At 53.7% G+C, this 20,101-nt stretch carries 14 protein-coding genes; 7 read left to right on the top strand and 7 right to left on the bottom strand.

Annotated elements, in window-relative coordinates:
* Window positions 1-497 precede the first annotated feature (497 nt).
* Entirely contained in the window at window positions 498-1,532 is a 1,035-nt protein-coding gene (locus JMI88_RS14540; RefSeq protein ID WP_201362587.1) for a phosphotransferase family protein, read from the top strand.
* 172 nt (window positions 1,533-1,704) lie between these two features.
* On the opposite strand, the gene JMI88_RS14535 is transcribed toward JMI88_RS14540, so the two are convergent.
* Entirely contained in the window at window positions 1,705-2,688 is a 984-nt protein-coding gene (locus tag JMI88_RS14535; RefSeq protein ID WP_201362586.1) for a peptidoglycan-binding protein, read from the bottom strand.
* 440 nt (window positions 2,689-3,128) lie between these two features.
* Between JMI88_RS14535 and JMI88_RS14530 the strand changes: the two genes are divergently transcribed.
* The 4 genes from JMI88_RS14530 to JMI88_RS14515 all read left to right on the top strand — a co-directional run bounded on the left by JMI88_RS14530 (window position 3,129) and on the right by JMI88_RS14515 (window position 5,922).
* The gene (locus JMI88_RS14530) at window positions 3,129-3,404 is read left to right on the top strand and encodes a peptidase associated/transthyretin-like domain-containing protein (RefSeq protein WP_201362585.1); all 276 of its coding nucleotides are present in this window, start codon (window positions 3,129-3,131) and stop codon (window positions 3,402-3,404) included.
* Window positions 3,405-3,511: 107 nt separating this feature from the next.
* Entirely contained in the window at window positions 3,512-3,751 is a 240-nt protein-coding gene (locus JMI88_RS14525) for a hypothetical protein (RefSeq protein ID WP_201362584.1), read from the top strand.
* 30 nt (window positions 3,752-3,781) lie between these two features.
* Window positions 3,782-4,711 (top strand): helix-turn-helix transcriptional regulator, encoded by a 930-nt coding sequence (locus JMI88_RS14520; protein WP_201362583.1) that lies wholly within the window; start codon window positions 3,782-3,784, stop codon window positions 4,709-4,711.
* A gap of 215 nt (window positions 4,712-4,926) precedes the next feature.
* Entirely contained in the window at window positions 4,927-5,922 is a 996-nt protein-coding gene (locus JMI88_RS14515; RefSeq protein WP_201362582.1) for a GNAT family N-acetyltransferase, read from the top strand.
* A gap of 119 nt (window positions 5,923-6,041) precedes the next feature.
* On the opposite strand, the gene JMI88_RS14510 is transcribed toward JMI88_RS14515, so the two are convergent.
* From JMI88_RS14510 to JMI88_RS14485, 6 genes are all read right to left on the bottom strand, one after another.
* Window positions 6,042-7,943 (bottom strand): hypothetical protein, encoded by a 1,902-nt coding sequence (locus JMI88_RS14510; protein WP_201362581.1) that lies wholly within the window; start codon window positions 7,941-7,943, stop codon window positions 6,042-6,044.
* 763 nt (window positions 7,944-8,706) lie between these two features.
* The gene (locus JMI88_RS14505; RefSeq protein WP_201362580.1) at window positions 8,707-12,003 is read right to left on the bottom strand and encodes a type 2 lanthipeptide synthetase LanM family protein; all 3,297 of its coding nucleotides are present in this window, start codon (window positions 12,001-12,003) and stop codon (window positions 8,707-8,709) included.
* 77 nt (window positions 12,004-12,080) lie between these two features.
* Window positions 12,081-12,395 (bottom strand): NHLP leader peptide family RiPP precursor, encoded by a 315-nt coding sequence (locus JMI88_RS14500; protein WP_201362579.1) that lies wholly within the window; start codon window positions 12,393-12,395, stop codon window positions 12,081-12,083.
* A 96-nt stretch (window positions 12,396-12,491) separates the two neighbouring features.
* Complete coding sequence (locus tag JMI88_RS14495; RefSeq protein ID WP_201362578.1) at window positions 12,492-12,842, bottom strand: NHLP leader peptide family RiPP precursor; 351 nt, start codon at window positions 12,840-12,842, stop codon at window positions 12,492-12,494.
* A gap of 373 nt (window positions 12,843-13,215) precedes the next feature.
* Window positions 13,216-14,514, bottom strand: coding sequence for a WD40 domain-containing protein (locus JMI88_RS14490; protein ID WP_201362577.1), 1,299 nt, complete (start codon window positions 14,512-14,514; stop codon window positions 13,216-13,218).
* 68 nt (window positions 14,515-14,582) lie between these two features.
* On the bottom strand, window positions 14,583-15,188 hold the full coding sequence (locus JMI88_RS14485; RefSeq protein ID WP_201362576.1) for a DinB family protein: 606 nt from the start codon (window positions 15,186-15,188) through the stop codon (window positions 14,583-14,585).
* 268 nt (window positions 15,189-15,456) lie between these two features.
* Here JMI88_RS14485 and JMI88_RS14480 point away from each other — a divergent pair, with 268 nt between their 5' ends.
* Window positions 15,457-18,048 (top strand): tetratricopeptide repeat protein, encoded by a 2,592-nt coding sequence (locus JMI88_RS14480; RefSeq protein ID WP_201362575.1) that lies wholly within the window; start codon window positions 15,457-15,459, stop codon window positions 18,046-18,048.
* Between the two features lie 946 nt (window positions 18,049-18,994).
* A complete protein-coding gene (locus JMI88_RS14475; protein WP_201362574.1) occupies window positions 18,995-20,095 on the top strand; it encodes an ABC transporter ATP-binding protein in 1,101 nt (366 codons plus the stop codon).
* The last annotated feature ends 6 nt before the right edge of the window (window positions 20,096-20,101 follow it).

The raw sequence follows: 20,101 nt of genomic DNA, 5'->3' as shown, positions 1-20,101 counted from the left end.
CTATTAACTCAACCCATTATACCATCTTTGTAGGTGAGGAGCCTGGCCTGGCGATGGAGCGATTATGAGGCATTGTCTTTTTTTCATCGGCTCTGTTATAATAGGGGAGATTTAATGCGTTAAGATGCTTGAATGGCCGGGCGGCTCTGCGCTCATAGGAGGTGCTTTATGGGAAATATACACGCAGTACGTAACAATATAACATCACACCTCCCGCTTATGAGTGCATGGGTGGGCTGCTAGCATCTACCAGGATTTAAGCTCTTCTGTCGGATAGTGCCTCTACTGGCCATCAGGCCGATGCCTCAAGTTGAATCCTTCTTATATTCATAGACCGCAGGTGTGATGCAGGCCTGTGGCTCTGTTTTGTGGGCACTACCGCTCATCATCTTCCTGTTAACTGCATTCAACGACGTCCACAGGCCCTTGCTTCGCTTTTCCTTTCGTGAGGATCACTACTGTTTTGATATGGACAATCGCAGAAAAGGAGTTTTCCTGTGGTCGAATATACGATGATTGAGCGTGCCCTCGACGCGTTTCAGCAGCCGGTTTCTTTAGAGCATATCCAGGCGATGTGCCAGCGAGCGTTTGGGGAGGATCGGGCGCTTATCTCTGTCAAGGAACTGGGTGGGGGTGGACACAACAATACCTATCGGGTTGTGCTCGCGGATATGGCGCCGGTGATCCTGCGCGTCTCTCCGGCGCATGGTCCACACCTGGCGCAGCATGAGATCAACTTGATGCGCAACGAGCAATATGTGCAGCCATTTCTGGCCCCGATCGCGCCGCTGATGCCCAAAACGCTGATGATCGATTTTACGCAGCAGCTGATCAAGCGCGATTATATGTTTCAAACCTGTATGGAGGGCGAGCTTTGGTCAGATATCGAAAACGAATTGACACTGGAGGAAGATCTGGCCCTCTATCGTCAGATGGCCGAGATCGCTAGCATTATTCATGGCATTGAAGGTGAAACGTTTGGCCAGCCCCTGATAGGTCGGACGTTTGACACGTGGAGCGCGCAGGTGATTCATAGCCTTGAAAACTCTATCAGAGATATCGAGGCTGTCCAGCTGGATGCCGCCGATATGTGTGCCTTGCTCGATCTGGTGCTGGCTCATCAAGACCTGCTCGACGAAGTCCGCCAGCCCCGCCTGCTGCACGGTGACCTCTGGACCTTCAACCTGCTGGTCAAGCGCGGCGGAGAACATCAGGTGCCAGCTATCTGCGCCGTGCTCGACTCTGACCGCTGCTGGTGGGGCGATCCCCTGGCCGATTGGACGATGTTCCTCCTGCATATAAAAGCTACTGAAAGCCCCGACCCCAAAGTTGTGGCAGGCACCCAGGCATTCTGGCAAACATACGCCACCGGAGCGGAGCCTTCTGATCCGAGCGCGCAATTCCGTCTCCACGTCTACTATGGCATGAACTTCGGTGGAGCCCGCCTCGAACTCTATCGTCAGCACAACCATGCAAGGGTAAGCCAGACCTACCAGCGCATGCAGGAAATCCTCGACTTCCTGCAAAGGTAGGTGAGCCCCTGGTAGGCAATACATTTCATTTATGAGAACATCGAAGAACCAAACACAACAAGAAAAGCGGAAAACCCCATAGGTTCGGGCCTTGCGCCCGATTTGCCCCACCGTTTGTGGCGGGCGGCAAACGGGCCGCGAATGCCGTACCTACGGGGTTCGCTCCGCTTATCTATTTTGATATTGTGCCGCCAACGAGCAGGCACCAGAGATTCAGATCGGCAACATCTTTCATGGGGAGATGTTGTTTTTGCCGAAAGCGGCGGATGGCCCCGATAGTTTGTGGACCAACATCTCCGTCGACGGATAATTTTTTTGGTACCAGGTTGAGCGGTTGCAGGCATTCTTGCAGGGCCGTAACCTGGCTGCCACGGCTCGTTGTATCCGCAGGTATGATCAGCCGGTCCCAGGTATTGCCATCGACGACACCGCTTTCTGGCAGGTGCTGATCTTTCTGAAAGGCTTTAACCGCGAACTGAGTCACCGGACCAAAGGCGCCATCCACGCCAGCCGGGCCGAGGTCGTATTGACGTGCCTGGAGCATATATTGCGCCACGCGAACCAGTTGTGAGCGGTGATGGAGATCGTACTTTGCGGTAGGCCAGTGGCGCGGCGAGGGAGCCGATTGATTACCCTGTGTGTGGCGCGGCGAGGTAGCCAGTTGATTGCTTTGCGTGAACCAGGCGAGTGTGCCACCAGTGAGCGCGAGCGCGCCCAGGGCGATGCCTCCAATCACAAGTACGCGCCTGCTCGGCAGTGTACGCCGCTCGCCAGTAGCGACCTCTGGTTGTCGAGTAGTATCTTCTGCTATGGCGGCGGGTAGGGGATGTGATGCCTCTTCGGTGGGGGAAGCGTTTTCCTCAACCTGATCGAGCGCATACCCCAGCTTGTCGGGCGTCATTTGAAAGGTTTCGCAGAGCCGGCTTAACTGCTGAGGCTGTGGACGAGACACCCCGTTTTCCCAGCGACTGATCGTCTCTTTGGCGACGCCGATGCGTTCTGCGAGATCCCCCTGAGACCAGGTACGCGTCCTGCGAGCCTGGCGCAGCAACTGATTTGAGCGTGTGGATGGTGTGGCCGGCTTCATGCCGTTTTTCTGCTGACTATTCGGCATCTCACTTGTGGTTAATGAGTCCTCCTGTTTGTTTTCCGTCATCAGCAGTTCTCCTTTGTACGTAGTTGTCGTATTTTTCCTGTATAAACATCCTTGTTGATATAGCTTTGAAGAACGACATAATGATACACATGTCGCATTTTTCATTATTAATATACTTCACCTCCTCTGTTTTTGTAAAGTTTTCGGCTTCCAGATAAGATCGTTTTCTTCCCATGAATAGGACTTTATGCGTATATTGATGTTTTTCATGTATGTGCCAATGCGATTTTTTGACCTCTCGGGCGTGTCTGGCATGTGTTTTTGTGCATTGTCATGTATTTATCAACGATTTGTCATCAGAAACGCAACGATTTGTCATTCCTCTGGATACCAGCTTCTGCTATTGTTAGGGCGCATCGAGCCGGTGCTTTGTCATCATTTGGGAGATTGCCTGGCAGAGAAAAAGAGGAAACTTTCAATGAAAAACAGTGGCGATTCTATTGGCAACTATCGCATTCTTCGACAGCAATCTTCATCTCAACTCTATGATTGCTATATTGTCGAACATGTATCTCTACCTGAAAAATTGTATGTGCTGCAGAAATGGCAATTTTACCTTTAATAACGTCAGCCAGGGAACATATGATCTGCTCTGGTACGCCAATGATGGCGTGACCGAACGCCTCGAATATGCCGTTTTCAGTTCGGACAAGAGTCCATTTGAAACCATAACCGTTGGACCACTCTGTCCGGTGACTACAAGCGCCGTTGGCTAGCGAAAAGTCATGCGTTTCTGGAAGGCTCTTGGCTACTGCTAGTCGATCATCGCATTTATGTCTGTCTTTCTTCGCCAACCGGCGAAGGGAATCGTAAGGTAAGAAAGGTGGAAACTGGTAAGTATGAATATAATAGTAACCAATCAAAGCATACATTTCGATCCTTTACGGGCGTCCGTAAAAATAAGTATCCCATGGCTGGTGGTCCAGGCGCTCCTTTTTGTGCTGGCGCTCCTCTTTGTTTTGCTGATGGTAAATTTCAACTTGCAACTCATGCGGGTGAGCTAACCATTGCTCACCCAATCAACGAATGCAATAATAAGATCGACCCATCTTTATTTGGGTGAGCTGTTAGCGGATAGAAAGTTAGAGACGCGATGAATCGTATTGACCGTTTGATGGCTATTCTTTTGTTGTTGCAGGGAGGGAAGCGTAGCGCTGGCGAGATTGCTCAGCATTTTGAGGTGTCCCGGCGCACGATTCAGCGTGATATCGATGCTCTGTGCGAGATGGGCATTCCGATTGCGGCCGATCTGGGAGTCACTGGTGGCTACAACTTGCCGCCGGATTATTCGTTGCAGCCGCTGGCCCTGACTTTGCACGAAGCGCTCCTGCTGCGCATGGCTCTGAGCAGTCTCTCTCAATTGGGCGAGACTCCCTTCAATCGGGAGCGTGAGACTTTGCTGGCCAAGGTGCAGACCCTCTTGCCCCGGCGTGAGCGTGCGCATCTTGACCTATTTACGCAGACCCTGTCGCTCGATGTGCCGTCTCGGTCTTACCAGACGCCGTTTCTTGAGTACTTGCTGGAATGTGCCAATCAGGAGCGCTGGGTGGTGGTGGATTATCGCTCTGAGAAAGGGACGTCGCAACAGACGCTGTTGCCGCTGCACCTGCGCACCTCAGCCGGTCTATGGTATTGTGAGGCGTATTCGCTTGAGCGCGCCGAGACTCGCGTGTATCGTGTTGATCGCTTTCTGGATGTGCGCGCGGCCGCGTCGCCACCACAGGTGGAGCGTCCGCCCGCGCCGATTCGCCATACCCACCCTTCCTTTCCAGAGATACGCATCCACCTGACGGCGCGCGGCGTCATGAAGCTGGAACGCGTCCAGCACCTGGCGTCCTGCCTCCAACCAGAAGCAGGTGGCGAAGGCTTGCTCAGCCTGCATCTGCGGCCAGCCGATTACGATTGGCTGGTAGGTGTGTTATTGGGCCTGGGCACCGATGCGAAAGTTCTGGCACCGGATGAGTTGCGCGTCCGGCTTCAAAGAGCAGCCCAGGACATTGCCGATCATTGCTCCCAATTATGATGCGCACGATCGTGTTTTATTTTCGATGTGGCATGGTGCGTGATTTTGTATTTCCTTTATACCTGTGATAAGATTCCTATACCCGGCCCCGCAGGATACGTGTTAAAAGATACAGAAAACTGCATATATAAGATTCAAATATCCTATCATTTCCAATGGTGATATTGTGCAAAAAAAGCTATTGTGGAAATTACTATACAGGAGCAATACATAAAATGGATGGCGCATCGAAGGATATCGAGGATAACGTAAAGCTGTCGACATCGTCAGCAACAAAACTTGAGTATGCTGGCGTGCAAATAGTGCATGTGGCGACGGAGAGCGATATTGCAACCCTCGAGCGCATCTGGGCCGCATCTCAAGATGCCGACGAGGCAGCTTTTAAACCAGATGATGGCTGGTGGTCGCTTAGCGACTGGGCCACCGAAAGCTGGCTCTTGCTGCAGGATGAAGAGCCCGTGGGCGTAGTCGCTATCCATAGCACTCAGGATGAAGAAGTGGCGCAGGCCCGGCTGGCTCTGCTGCCCGCATTTCGGCAGCCTGTTCTGGCGCTGTTGATGGTGGATCATGTCCTCTTAATCGTGGAGTCAAAACAGAAGACACGGCTGCGCATCGTGACTTCCGGCAACACTAGCTGGGCTGGAACAGCTGTGCAGCAACGAGGTTTCTCGCTATTGCGACCGATATATATGATGCTACGCCCCGCTTCGTCTCCTCCTCTCTCTGTTCAAGACATCGAAGGCATTCGGGTTCGTTCCTTGCGCGCGGGTGAGGAGTCGTCAGCGCTGGCGGCTCTCAATCGTGCCTGGGCCAACACCTGGAACTATCATCCCATTACCATGGAGGCGCTGCTCTCCGATCTCAATGGTAAGCTGGATAACTTCTTTGTGGCTGTTGATCAAGCCGACGACACCCGTATCCTGGGAACGGTTCATGCGCTATTTGACCGCGAGGCGCGTAATCCTGATGGTCACCCCTCTGCCTGGATCTCCAATCTTACCGTCGATCCCTCCCAGCGTAGCCGGGGCCTGGGACGCATGTTGCTGACGATAGCTTTGAACTACCTCACTGCCCAGGGAGCGGGCTCCGTTACCCTCGGTGTGGATGGTGGCTCCGTCGCGCCCGTATCCCTCTACCGCTCTGTCGGATTTGAGGCGATTCGCACCATCGAAATCTGGGACCTCGATTTCACAGCTACGCCCGCGCAATAATACCTGCGCATCTGCCAGGTACTGCTCGCCAGGTAAAGCTACTAGAGAAAAAAAACAAACCGGGATGGCATTTGTGCCATCCCGATCAGTGAGTGCCTGAAATTGTTTTCCTGTGAATACTAGCTGACAGTCAATGCGACATCATCCACATAGAAGTTCGTGACGAGCGAAGAATCGGTGGTACCAGCGAAGTACACCTGAACCTGCTGGCCTTTGTAGCTTGACAGGGCTGATGTTACATCAAAGCTGTATTTTGTCCAACCATGGGTATTCGCGTTACACTGCTGTTGTGGCGTTGAGATGACCGAGCCAGTGCTTGTGCGCAGACGTGCGTAGAAGTAGTCGTAACACGTGCTACCACTTTCACTGGTGCTGATGTACGTCCAATAGCTCAGTACCACCTTGGTTGCTGTAGATGGAATAGTAACGGTTTGATAGATTGTGTCGGTACAATAATTGTATCCGCAGAGGTAGGCGCTATAGCTGCCGGTATGTGGGTTGCTGGGATCAACAATCTGGTAGCCGCCTGTGGAGCTTTGCGTCCAGGAGCTAGATCCGCTCTCAAATCCACCATTGGTGATAATGTTGCTACCGCCGCCGCCTGAACCAACAGTTACGGTTACCGATGTGCTGTGGTTAGCACTGCCTTCAGTACCACTGACGGTTACGGTGTATGTACCAGAAGCAACTGTTGAGCCGACCGAAACGGTCAGGGTCGAAGAGTTACCAGCTGTAACGGAGGTTGGGGACAGAGAAGCTGTTGGGCCGGAAGGTGAAACGGATGCTGTCAGGCTAACGGTACCAGCTGAACCACTGGTAACTGCTGTGCTGATGGTTGATGTGCCATTGCTGCCTGGTGCGATTGACAGGCTGCTAGGATTGGCGCTGATGGAGAAGTCGTTACCGCCAGAGCCACCACCAATGATTGAGTGCGAGATATCACAGCGATTGGTGTCGTTGGACCATGTGGACTGCATGGCGTAGGTACCATTGCCCATGGTGACGTTGGCGGAAGCACCCTGGCCAGTGCTGATCCATGCGCACTCGTCGGCATTTTCCTGACCACTGGAGGCGGTCCAACCACCGGCAGGATTCTGGTCGGTGATGGTTTCAGCATACTCGTGGCCTTCAACCATGGTATAGCCATCATCGGTACCATTGGGGTTCACGAAGTTCTGGCCGCAACTGGTCCCCTGGTCCATCACATATGGCATATTGGTGAAGGCGATATCCCCATATGGGGAGCTTGCAGCGCCACCGCTCAATGTGGTGTCACCATTATAGTCATGCCATGCACAGAAGCCACCAGTTTTGTAGTTATCTGGATTGGCACCTGTAGGAGACAGGACGACATACTGGGCATAGCGGTTAGAAGCTGCTGTTGTGTTGTTGAAGTGTGCAGCTGCGTTAATGGCTTCGACAGCAAGCTGGTGACCACTGGCAGCACTTGGAGAAGCAGCGGAATTGTCATACCAGACACCAGAGAGTGCGCCATTTGTGGGATAACCAACGTGTGCGGCGCCTGAGGGGCAGCTGCTTGCGCCAGTTGCGACACCAGAACCATCACAATACTGGGTCATGACACCGGACCACAGCTCGTTACCTGTGCCCAGGCCTTTGAACATCTGTTGTAGCAAAGGTGCGCCACTTTTAGGATCATTGGAGAAGGTCAGGTTACCATTGCTATCAGTGCTCTGTGTACCCCACTGAGTACCATAGAAAATCAGATAGACTTTTTCATGACCACTAGTGACACCGATGCCATCGATGCCGCCACCATAGCCAAGAGTGTTACCAGTGACGGCTGGGTGCATCTGGCTGTAGGACTTCATTTTGTTGTTCTGAGAAATAGTAGGAACAACGCCGTGACGATAGCTGTGTTGATAAGCTGGAGAATAAGGGTTAATGCCAGTTGAACTGGTTCCCTGTGCGGTAGCCGCAAAAGCGCTTGCTTGCGACAACGCTGACAACAACAGCACAAATACCGTCAGAGAGAAAAACCGCATTATTCGTTTCTGCACAAATAAACTCCTTTTTTAAGGCGAAAGAAACGTTTCTCTAATGGCGGACATAATTAAAAATTGTAAATAAGATGGTTGGCACTCCATTACTGCCATCTTTAACCTTAAGTATATAATTAACGGCTTAGCAATCGCTTCACCTTAAATTACATAATATTCTGGCAAAAAAAGTAAAAATAACAGCCAGTTGGTAACAAATAGTATAAGACTTCTTACTACGAGAAAGGGTCAGGGAAGGGTTTAAAATTAGAACTTCGCAAGACTATAAGGAAATTTTTTGTCTTATGTATTTCCTTATAACCATTTTTAGTAGAATAAAACTTCTATGTTTGTAAGATCCGCGAGACAACTTGATATTTCTTAATACAATATGAATAGATATTTAGGAAATAAACACTTTTATGAAGTGGATACTCCTAGATGTTCCTTTTGCTTTTCATACTATATCTTTTGATTTTATATGAAAATGTCCTGGTTAATACCATCAGAAGTTGAATGAATTTTTGCAATCCTGAAAAAATTACATAAGACATGGCTTAAAATTTCCTCTGGTATCATTTAAGGAAGCGCTACACTTTCCATGGCCTTCGCTAGCTCTCGTCATGAGATTTCGCGCCTGCGGCGCTCAAAATGTTTTATGGTTTGTTGCAGAACGTGCGCATCTGCGCACGTTCTGCAACAAACCATAAAAAGAGAATGGGGGCGTCAGCGCCCCCAGGTTGGTGAGCGACGAAAAAACGACTCCGTTTTTTCGTCGCTCAAGCTATTCCCATAGCAACACACAGGGGAGTTGTGTGGGAGCTGCCATGCGGAGGAGAGAATAGCCCAGCCCAGCGGTCCCTTGAAAAAAACCGAAGTTGTTTACCTGCCGAGGCAGTAATGGATCAAGGGAGAAGCGGCCGATGCCTTCCGCTCTCATTACAATCTGCCACATAGCCTGTTCGGCGGCCAGAGCTAGATCGGGTCTGTGCAACCTGTGAGCTGCTGTTGAGAGAATATCGATGCGCCCCAGGTTGCCACAACAGAGGTGATCGAGGTTCTGTACACCTTCGTCCAGCGTCCTGCGCAAGGCGATCTCGATGTCGTTGCGTACCTGTTCGTTATCGAGCGCGGCCAGTCCTCCGATGCGGGCCAGGCCAATGCCGGGAGCGCCATGACACCAGGCAACGCGGTACTCCAGTGGCTCATCTGAACGCAGATCGGGCCAGTTATTGATCTGTGGTATGAAGACGCTATCTTCATAGGCAATGCCCTCGCTGGCTGCTGCCCGGTAGTCGCTGTCCCCTGTGATGCTGTACAGGCGCAGTAGCGCATAGGTAATGCCAGCAGTACCATGGGAGAAGCCGGTCAGGTGCTTCCCATTGAATCCGGTCCAGGCTTTGTATCCCCCCGGACTGATCGTGCGTGTTGCCAGTAGCCGCTGTCCGCAGGCGATGGCCTTTTGCAGCAGTTCTGGATCAGGTGCGAGCTGGTAGAGGTCCAGCAGTACCAGGAGCGCTCCGGCTGCGCCGGCAAAGGTATCCAGCGCGTCGTCTATCGCGATGCGTTCGAAGGTGATCAGGTCCACTGCTTGCCTGGCCTCTTGCAGCAACGCTGGTTCATCCAGCCATTGGCTGATGTGCATCAAGCTATAGATAATCGAGCTCAGGCCAGAGGCTGCCCCGATGCCCAGATTCCTCAGCAATCCTTCACCATGCGTACGCAGCGTCTTGCGGATAAGTTTCAGGGCACCCATAGCCAGGTCACGATAACCGGCACCACCAGTCACTTTTTCTACCGCCGCCAGGAAAAGGGCGACGCCACAGGACCCCGAATAGAGGTCACTCGCGATCATCTGTAACTGGTAACGTTGGAAGCTGAACATATACTGAGGCACAATCCAGGAGACGCTGCCATCACTCGCCCGGATGGCGTGGTGCTCGATCTCCCTGGCCAGATACAGGGCCTGTGCAATAAAATGCTCTTTTTTCGCATCGCCATCCACCTCAATCATTGCCTGGCTGGTGATATCGATATCGCTGGCGGTAGGAAGCGGATCGCGGGCCACCAGGGCATAGAGCGAGCCCGCGATAAAACCAATCTGACGCTCAAGATCGTCCTCATCGAGCGCTTGTAGCCTGGCAACGACCAGCTCAAAGGATGGTTCGCGGAAGCAGGCTTCTATGTGTTCTCCATCGGGCAGCAACAGGTCGGTGCCGTCAGCCGAGGTAGCGAAGAAGGGAATATCTATCTGCTGCAGCTGTTGCTTCTCGCTGGCCAGAACGGGCCACCAGCGTGAGCGCTTGTGTTCCTCCTGGGGCGCATCCGCGGCCGGAAGGACGGCAAGCGCTAGTGAATCCATCTGGATGCTGCGGTCGGCCCCATTATGTAGATACTGTGGCTCCAGCAACTGGTGCGTCAGGGTCCCGTAAACCTGCGTGTTGCGATAGATCAGGCGCAGGCGCTGCCCCTTGAGATCATACAATGGACTACCCGGAGTGAGAAGCGCCTCGCGTTGCTGGAGCAGAAAATGATAGCATTGCTCAAAACCTTTGAGCACATCCGTAATGTGCTCTCCCACCTGCAGGCTGACACCTTCTTGCGCGAGATACTCAGCCGATGGACCGGCGGTGACGGTTTGAGCTTTCAGTGTCATACGGTCAGTATTGACATATTCCCAGCGTAGATCATTGGTTTCATAGAGCAACTCATCAGGGCCGCGTAGACCGCTGATGTCGTACACCTGTTTGTCGTCACCGTCGATCTGCCAGCTGGGCAACATACCTGTATGCAGGACTGACTCGATCATCATTTCGTGCGCCAGCAATTGCGCCTGTGCTCCATCGTCCGCGTTCTCGACCCGGGCCTGATGCTGCATCAGCGCTTCAGCGTCAATCAATACAGGATATTCACCGTGTACAATCATATTTTCATGATGGCAGTCGGTGCCGACCAGTGTATAGACCAGGCACAGCAGCATACCGGCGCGCTGAAAGTAGTGCTGGCATGCTTCCTCATTCTTGCAGCGCAGCTTTTCAACATACTCTGTCCAGCCATAATCGCCCCGATCCACTACGGTCAGCACTTTGAATGCGAGTGGGAGATCTTTGGCGTTACACCATTGCAACAACTGGTTGAAGGCTGCTTCTATCCCCAGGTGCTTCGGTTTATAAACAAGCTTCAATCCGTGATCGAATGTCAGGGCCAGCACGCTGCGTCGCCCCTTGTGAGGATCGGAGAGGCCAGCCTTGATGCCTATGATCTGCTGTAGCGGGCTGCTGGCAAACGTTTGCTCAATGAGTTTCCAGTCAGTCGCTAGCCGCTGCAGAAACTCTGTATTGGCTTCGACCCAGAAATCTGTGATCACAGCCAGAATGCGGCCCAGAACAGGGTAGTTTTGAAAGAAGGGAAGCAGGCGCTCGGACAGCATCTGTTCGATAAATTCATGGTAGAGCTCCTGCGAGTCGTCTTCCTGCAGATCCAGTAGGAAACGGCTCAGTGGAGAGGATCGCTGGGCGCGCTGAATCGAAAATTCGAGATGGAAGGTCCGAATTGAGCAGAATGAGAGGTCTTGTAGCAGGCCCCGTTCCAGTGCTCCATGTGCTGTGTCGTTAAGCAGGCTGTAGGCGTCACCTGCCTGCGCTTGCAGGCGCTGGCGGGCATTGAGAATAAACGGCAGCAGCAGTTCTTCAAAGGCGATGGGAACGTCAGCTACCAGACAGCGTTTGGCGGCCAGGCGCAGCTGCTGGTAGCTTGCTGGCGAATTTGTAGAGGCAAACTGTAAGACGTCCTCCAGAGTATGCGCCCACGCAGGAAGCTCTGCATTTTCGGGGAACTGGACACTGCCAAGTATCTGTTGGACCCGTGCGATATCAAGATTATCCCACTCCAGGCGCTGCTTGAACTTCTCCCAGTTCCCTCCGGCTATGACCTGGCACCACCGATTGAGGCGCTCATCTATCACTTCAACGTTCTCCACACGGTCTTCAGGGATAAAATTGCCGTGCAGCCGCTCTTCAAGCGAGCTGGCGGCTGCAACGATCGTGCGAAGCACAAATTGCGTCGGGGACAGTGTTTGCATGGGCTTTCCCTCGTGATACGCCGTGGGGCATTAGCCCCACGACTTCTAACTCTCTCGTGTATGAGAACTACAAACAACTACAGATCTCTATAGCCAGGGCGCGGACCAAAAACGTCGCCGCCGCCGATCTGGCCGGCATTGCCGCTACCACCGTTGATGTTTGATAGCTGTGCCTCGTCCAACTCAACCTCGGTGGGTCCACTGGCGGGAAGTATGACACGTACGGTATTATTGCTGCCCTGCTCGACCCGCACAACGGCGTTAGCCGGGAAGGTGACCGCAAATTCACGCTCAATGGTGGCTTTCGGATCATGCAGAAGATTGCGGCGGAACGTAGCGTCGTTCACTGCGCGGGCAGTAATACGGGCTTCCAGAGAATGCTTGTTCGTCATAGTCTCACATCTTTCAATACCAGAGGTCGTATCTTGCAAATCCAACAAAACACAATAACCTCCCGAGGCTCTAATGTATGAGCCCATTTGATCGCATTATATACAGCCACAACCTTTTTGAAATGATTTGAACGTCTGAGCCGTGCTTGCCCCACAGGTGCAACATTTGCTGATACCATCTGGATCAGATTTGTACATGCCACCGACTGCTGATGTGAGCTCGGCTTCGGACAGTTCGCGCCCGCCTTTCGGCTGAGCCGCTGGTATGGTGAGGTGAATATCATGAGCTGATTCCTCATGGACATGAATATTTGTGCCAGCCGGGACATCAATGCCAAAGGCTTCTTTCAATGCCCGCTTTGGATCGTTGAGCAGACGCTGGCGGAAGGACGCATCGCGCATTGCTTTGTCAATGATCTGCTTGTCCACTTGATTGTGTTGAGACATTTTTCCTCATACCTTTACTTGGAATAAACCCTCTCGACAAAGGGCCGGGGCAGGGTTATCCTTGCCCTTCATTCCTGACATGCTGCATAGCCTTATGCTGGATATATGTATCCATATAATGCTATACTTCACATTCATTGCTTTATATAGAAGCGCCTGGAAAATCATTTCAAGACGCAGTAATGGGGCGATGGAAATTTGTATGTTGCAAAGCCGGCAATGTATAAACGCGCCTGCTGCTAAAAAATTGTTTACCCACCTACGAACGAACGTTGACGTGGAGCGAGGTTGGAAGCGCCCGCAAGGGGCGCACCTACAAACGAACATTGACGTGTGGCGAGATTTGAAGCGTCCGCAAGGGACGCACCTACGCTTAACGGGGTTGCCAGACTTGTACGGTATGATCGGCGCTGGCCGAGGCAATATACTGGCTGTCTGGAGACCAGGTGACGGAGTAGACATAATCGTGGTGCTTGCTGTAGGTAAAGACATGGGCACCTGTTGTTGCATCCCACACCTGTGCAGTTTTATCATCGCTGGCTGTGGCGATGTGCTTACCATCGGGCGACCACGCCACACCAGATATGCTGCCGTTTTCCCCACCGGTCATCAGCAATTTCTTCCCGGTGCTGGCATTCCAGACAAATGCCATCTGATCATCGCCGCCGGAGACAATCTTAGTCCCATCGGGCGACCAGGCCAGGGTGTACACACGATAGCTGTGTCCTTTAAAGGTTGTCAGTTGTTTACCGGTGGTCGCATCCCACACCTGTACGGTTCCATCAAAGCTGCTCGAAGCCAGTTTCTTGCCATCCGGTGACCATGCCACGCTCGTTACTGTATTGCTATGGCCTGAATAGGTGAGTACATGCTCGCCAGTCATGGCATCCCACACCTGTACGGTTTTGTCATAGCTGGCCGAGGCAATGTATTTGCCATCCGGTGACCAGGCGATCGAAAGGATCGCATCTTTATGCCCTTTATAGATCGAGATGCGTTGCTTTCCATCAACTTTAATCACATCAATATCATCGCTGTTACCACCACAGGCAATGTATTTGCTATCGGGAGACCAGGCCACCGCATTCATTACCGTGTAGCTGGTAAAGGTCATCACGTTTTTGCCGGTTATCGCATCCCATACCTGTGCCGAGTCGTCACCGAGTCCGCCAGAAGAGGCCAGCTGCTTGCCATCCGGGGACCATTTTACCTGCCACACTACCGAGGAATGACCCTTGTACGTGTATGGCTGAATGTTCAGCGTTGGCACAGTCGGTGTGGGGTGTGATGACGTCGTCGGGCTTGAAGAGGTGCTGTTGTTCTTTCCATTCAAACGTGGGAGAACGAAGAAGAATACGCCACCAGCGACCACAGCCAGCACGACCAGCACACTGACGATCCCGATAACAGGACTACCTTTACCGCGCGGTGGCCGATTGGGGATGCCTCCCATGTTGCCCGGAGTGGGGAAGGGTGGCGCGTTATTATAAGGTACCTGGGGAGCAGCATAGGGGGGTGGAGGAGTGTTGGCATTGCCTCCATACTGGCCCTGCGCTCCTTCGGCGGCCTGTGGTGGAGCATCGTAGCGCCTGCCACAATTACTACAAAATGCTTGATTAGGTGCGAGATTCGTCCCGCAAGCGGGACAGATACGGTTGGATACCTGTTGCATAGGATCGTCCTTTCCTGTCTGATTTGATTTATTGAGAAGGCCATAGAATATGTTTTGCTTGTTTTCGGTCAACCCATATTGAAAGGAAATGGATGGGATGGTAGCCCGGTCTGGTGCCGTACGAAGGCCGCCTCTCCCAGTAAATAAGCACTCTGATGCCAGATGATGGATGAAAGCCACCAGCCCCTGGATCTATGCTGCAGGAAGCGCTCCAACCAGATAGCATTGTGGCCTCCCAGCACACCGGTGGCCAGCACCTGCTGGAAGTGGTTTTCCGGCACCATGTCGTCGAGCTCCTCGCTGCGCAGCGACTCGACGACCAGGCGGGTACGCAGCTCTACATCCTGTCTGTAGGCGCGTACCTCTACAGGATCTATCGTGGCATTGAAGGCCTGACATTCCTCTACCGTCATCAAGCCTCCCATGTCGCGCCGCTCGCATCCCAGACGCTCCACCCAGTTCTTGTCCAGCAGCACCTGGGGAAGACCGTGCCCTAGCATTGTTATGGCCACGTCTTCCCAACGCGTAATATGCCACAGCAGCCAGATTAGCGAATGGTGGTTCGCGCCAGGAGCATACCGGAGCTGGTCATCGTCGATACCAACCAGCAGTAGTTCATCAGCCAGCATACGCACAACGTCATACTGCAGCAAAAAGAACGTTTGCGCATCCATTGGCTTTCTCCCCCCTCCTTCTGCGTAACGACACGTTTCCCATATAAAATCTTTGTTTTTCATATGATCTACCAGGTCCCCGCTATATCAGGCCAGGCGATTGTTATTCTCACTAACTTCCTGTTTTCATTTCGATGTTCCTAGTATGCCTGAAACAAGGAATGTGTTAAAATAGCATCAATGTATCAAACTGGTAGCAAAAGCGTGTCATAGTTGGCGTATTGAGAAAAAAGCCCCGCCAGAGCTCTTGTTAGTGGAAGGAAGCGCTATGAGTTCACAGTTGAAAGGGCCGTCATCTCGTTTAAAAGCGGAGCGTGAGCTGCGCGGCTGGTCGCAGCAGTATGTGGCGGAGCAGATCGGTGCGGATCGCTACTACCTCAGTCGCTGGGAACATGGCAAAATGCTTCCTAGTCCCTACTATCGTGAGAAGCTGTGCGCGCTGTTTGGCAAAAACGCCAGAGAGCTAGGGTTCTTGTCCCAGACTGAGTCTCCCGAGCAGGCGCGTGAGGAGATACAGGAAGTTCAGCTCGGCGCACCGAGCGTCCTTCCGGCTAACGCTGGCAAAGCCATCGAAGATCCGACGATTCCACCGCTACCGGGCCCCGTTCATGACCTGGTCGGCCGTCAGGAACTGCTTGACAGCCTCAAGTCCGGCTTAAGCTCCGGCGCTCCTTCAACCATCATGGCCTTGAGCGGCCTGCCCGGCGTAGGCAAAACGGCCGTGGCCACCGCTCTAGCGCACGATGAAGAGATGCGGAACTTCTTTCACGACGGTATCCTCTGGGCTGCCGTGGGCAAAAAATCGGATGTGCCAGGCATTCTGAGCCGCTGGGGTACGCTGCTCGGTATTTCCTCCATAGAGGCTGCGCGCCTGACCACGATCAGCGCCTGGACCCAGGCCATACGTACAGCCATCGGCGCGCGACGAATGTTGATCATTATCGATGATGTCTGGAAGCTGGAAGATGTGGTCGCCTTCAAGGTCGGGGGCAATAGCTGTGCTTACCTGGCCACCACGCGCTTCCCGCAACTGGCCTCCCACGCAGCGGCTGATGGAGCCCTGGCGGTACCCGAGTTATCCAGTGCCGATAGCATGCTTCTGCTGGAACGACTGGTCCCGCTGGTGGTACAAAACGAGCAGGCGACTGCCAGAGAGATCACCCACCTGGTTGGTGGTTTACCACTGGCCCTGCTGCTGACGGGTAATTTTTTGCGCGTTCAAACATATAACAGGCAGCCGCGCCGCATTCGCCAGGCCATCGAGCGTTTGCGCACAGCGGAGATGCGCCTGCACTTGCAGGAAGCCCAGCCTATTTCTCAGCGCTCCCCGAGCCTGGCCGATGTCCCCGCCATTTCTCTGCACACCCTGATCGCCGTCAGCGACCAGCAGCTAGACGAGACGGCCCGGCGTGCCCTGTATGCGCTCTCCGTCTTTCCTGCCAAGCCGAACACTTTCAGCGAAGAGGCGGCCCTGGCCGTGTGTCTCTGCTCCGGCGATGTACTGGATACCCTGAGCGATGTGGGATTGCTCGAAAGCTACGCTCCAGATCGCTATGCGCTGCACCAGACCATTGCCGACTACGCCAGTTTCCAGCGTAGCGATCCTGCCCCCATTGAGCGGCTGATACACTATATGACCGACTACGTGCATGCCAATGAGCAAGACTATCCACGCCTGGAACTGGAAAACAGCAACGTGCTGACTGCTCTGCGCCTGGCTGCAGAACATGGGCAGCCGTCCGACCTGGTGGCTACCGGCAATATCTTCGCCACCTTTCTCTCTGTGCGCGGCGCCTATGAAGAAGCAATCAACTTGCTGGAACGTGTGCGCCAGGCGGCCACGACACTGCAGGATCAGCAGGGATTGGGCTTCGCACTATATCACCTTGGCGAGATCAAGATGAACCAGGGCGAGTATCGCCAGGCCTATGACTATCTCCAGGAAGGGTTGACGCTGATCAGCACTCAGGATACCCCGGCGCTCATGAGCCAATTGCTGCGTATGCTGGGCTGTGTCGAGAGTTATCAAGGGGCATATCGCGAAGCAGAGGAGCACCTGCGGCAAGCACTGGCCCTGGCCCGTCAGCCTGGATATGAGGAACTGCAGTCCCTCGTCCTGCGCAGCTCCGGTGCCGTTGCTGGTGATCAGGGAAAAATCGCCCAGGCGGAGCTCTTTCTGCAGGAAGGATTAACGCTGGCGCGCCAGATAGGCAAGCCTGAACAGATCTGCCCGCTACTGGTAAACCTCAGCCAGATCGCTTTGATGCGTGGTCGCTTTGCCGAGGCCGATGTGCTGGGACAGGAAGCCCTGGCGCTGGCTGTGCAGATCAACTACCTGCCCGCGCAATGTCTTCTCTATTCGCACCTGGGAGTGGCCGCCCTGGAGCAGGAAAAATACGCTCAGGCACAGGAAGCCCTGCTCCAGGGACTGACGCTGGCTCGCCAGCTTGGGCACCCCGAATATCTGATCGGCATACTAAGCAACCTGGGACGGCTGATGTGTAAGCAGGGTGGTGATGTGGCAAAGGCAGAAATGTATCTCCAGGAAGCGCTGACGAAAGCGCGTGCCATCGCATCCCCCTGGCTACAGGCCGGCACTCTCTATGAATGGGGCGAGTTCTACCTGCAGCAGCAGCGCCTGGCGGAGGCCCAGGCCGCGTTTGACGAGATGTATCTATTGAGCACACCAGATTCGCAGGAGTACGCAGCGCTGGCCCGCTATGGGCAGTCCCGCGTCGCCGCCGCTCTCAACGATCTGGAACTGGCCCGCCGCTATGGAGCAGAGAGCCTCGCCTTGCTGCACGCTATGGAGGAGCACTACCGAACCAGCGAAGTCCAGCACTGGCTGACGACACTCTGATTACTTGACGCGAAATACCTGGAGCGCTAAATTGGAGAATGTTACGGAGCGCCGCCATCCCACAAAATCATATTCGAGCGACAAACAAGCAGATACCTGCAAGAGGTAATACGTTACACTTGCGGCAAAAATCAACCGGAAGCGGCAAGGTGCTGTGCGAAGAGGACAAGAGCAGCGTCGATACCGCTCCCTTACCACGAAAACGCCCATCGTGCCATCCCATCGACCATGTCCCCCACCCACGAAAACGCCCTCATAGGTTCGGAGCTTGCCTCCGATTGGAGCCGACAGGCGACCCCGGTGTCCTCGCGACATCGCTGGCTATTGCATACCGTTGCCCGGGCATGGGTACCCCCGTGATCAAGGAGCAGCGACGTTACTCCAGGCACGTTGGTCAAGGGAATCGCGAGGGCACCCTCTCTGGTCGAGGGGATGACGGTGAGGGACCGAACTGGCCGGATACCGGGGTCGCCGCTCCTGCGGAGGGCTCCAATCGGAGGCAAGCTCCGAACCTATTATGGGGTGGCTTTTCCTACTTGACAAAGCACAACCTTTACCGCTACAATGTGTACATACGGTATCTGCTTTTAGGTAGATATGCTTCTGCTATCCAAGGGTTTATACTGGAAATATCATTTTAGGATGGAAGGAACGCGATGAGCACCGTACAGGCAAAAGCAGTCTGGTTTCTTACCACTACCATGTTTGCCTCCATTCCCTGTTATATTCCTCGTATGGAATATCCACAGGTCGGGTGTCGCTGTCCTCTCATTCCTTCTACACAAACATAAACTTATCATGACACAGCATCTGTCAGCAGACAGGTTGAGATAAAGGGAGAGGCTCGGGTGACACACCCGAGCCTCTCCCTTTTTTGCTTCTCCAGCTTGCCTTGTTTTGCTAAACGGTGCGGGACAGGTTTTCCAGACAAAGGAGTGGTATGCGTATGTCAATCGTTGAGGTGGAATATTTAGCCAAGACCTTTCGGAGCCGGGAGCGTTCCTCTGGCATCGCTGAGAGTATGCGCTCGTTTGTGCTACCACGGTACCGCACGCGCGAGGCCGTAAAAAACATGAGCTTCACTCTCGATGCTGGTGAGGTGCTGGCCTTTATCGGACCAAACGGAGCTGGAAAGAGTACGACCATTAAGATGCTGACTGGCATCCTCTATCCCACGGCTGGTAGCGTGCGCGTGCTCGGCTTTACACCCTGGCAACAGCGGCGCCAGCTGGCCTACCATATCGCCAGCGTGTTTGGACAGAAATCACAGCTCTGGTATCACCTCCCGCCACAGGATACCTTCAATCTGCTGGCGCGCATCTATGAGCTGGATATGAGAGAGTATCGCAAGCGGCGTGACTTCCTCATCGAGGTCTTCGATATCGCGGACTACATCCGCACGCCAGCCCGTAAATTGAGTCTGGGGGAGCGCATGCGCTGCGAACTGGCTGCTACCTTTCTGCATAAGCCGCGCATCGTCTTTCTGGATGAGCCGACGATTGGCCTGGATGTGATCGCCAAACAGCGCATCCGTGATCTCATCGCGCAGTTGAATGTCGAAGAGGGAGTCACCGTTCTGCTGACATCCCATGATGCTGGCGATGTCGAGCAGGTCTGCCGCCGGGTGATCGTTATCAATCACGGCGAGGTCATTCTCGATGAGTCGGTGGCGACCCTGAAACGCGACTACCTCAAGGAGAAGACGATCGATCTACAACTGGCCGGTACGGTCGAGGCGCTGCTCACAAATGAGGCAGGGGAGCAGCAGTTGTCCGACCCTGATCTGAAGCGGGAAGGCATACGGGTGCTCCAGGCGCAGGGACACAGCTTGCGGCTGGCCGTCGATACGCTACGCTGTCCCCTGGAGCCGGTGGTCGCGTCCATTATGCAGCGGCAGCATATTCTGGATATGACGATCTCGGACCCTCCGATGGAGACCATTATCGCCTCCATCTATGGCAGCCAGGGCAATAATAGCCAGTCGCTGGCCGCAGTCGAAAATGTCGGCTCGCTGGCTGAACAGGTAGACAAGCTGATGAAAGGATGAACAGGT

The sequence above is a fragment of the Dictyobacter formicarum genome (assembly GCF_016587435.1).
The sequence above is the reverse complement of the archived record's forward strand: the minus strand, read 5'-3'. Positions and strand labels throughout refer to the sequence as shown.

Bases quoted from the DNA above. Each gene is read 5' to 3' on its own strand.
- JMI88_RS14535 (WP_201362586.1), bottom strand. From the start codon at position 2,688: ATGACGGAAAACAAACAGGAGGACTCATTAACCACAAGTGAGATGCCG.
- JMI88_RS14520 (WP_201362583.1), top strand. From the start codon at position 3,782: ATGAATCGTATTGACCGTTTGATGGCTATTCTTTTGTTGTTGCAGGGA.
- JMI88_RS14515 (WP_201362582.1), top strand. From the start codon at position 4,927: ATGGATGGCGCATCGAAGGATATCGAGGATAACGTAAAGCTGTCGACA.
- JMI88_RS14505 (WP_201362580.1), bottom strand. From the start codon at position 12,003: ATGCAAACACTGTCCCCGACGCAATTTGTGCTTCGCACGATCGTTGCA.
- JMI88_RS14500 (WP_201362579.1), bottom strand. From the start codon at position 12,395: ATGACGAACAAGCATTCTCTGGAAGCCCGTATTACTGCCCGCGCAGTG.
- JMI88_RS14495 (WP_201362578.1), bottom strand. From the start codon at position 12,842: ATGTCTCAACACAATCAAGTGGACAAGCAGATCATTGACAAAGCAATG.
- JMI88_RS14490 (WP_201362577.1), bottom strand. From the start codon at position 14,514: ATGCAACAGGTATCCAACCGTATCTGTCCCGCTTGCGGGACGAATCTC.
- JMI88_RS14485 (WP_201362576.1), bottom strand. From the start codon at position 15,188: ATGGATGCGCAAACGTTCTTTTTGCTGCAGTATGACGTTGTGCGTATG.
- JMI88_RS14480 (WP_201362575.1), top strand. From the start codon at position 15,457: ATGAGTTCACAGTTGAAAGGGCCGTCATCTCGTTTAAAAGCGGAGCGT.
- JMI88_RS14475 (WP_201362574.1), top strand. From the start codon at position 18,995: ATGTCAATCGTTGAGGTGGAATATTTAGCCAAGACCTTTCGGAGCCGG.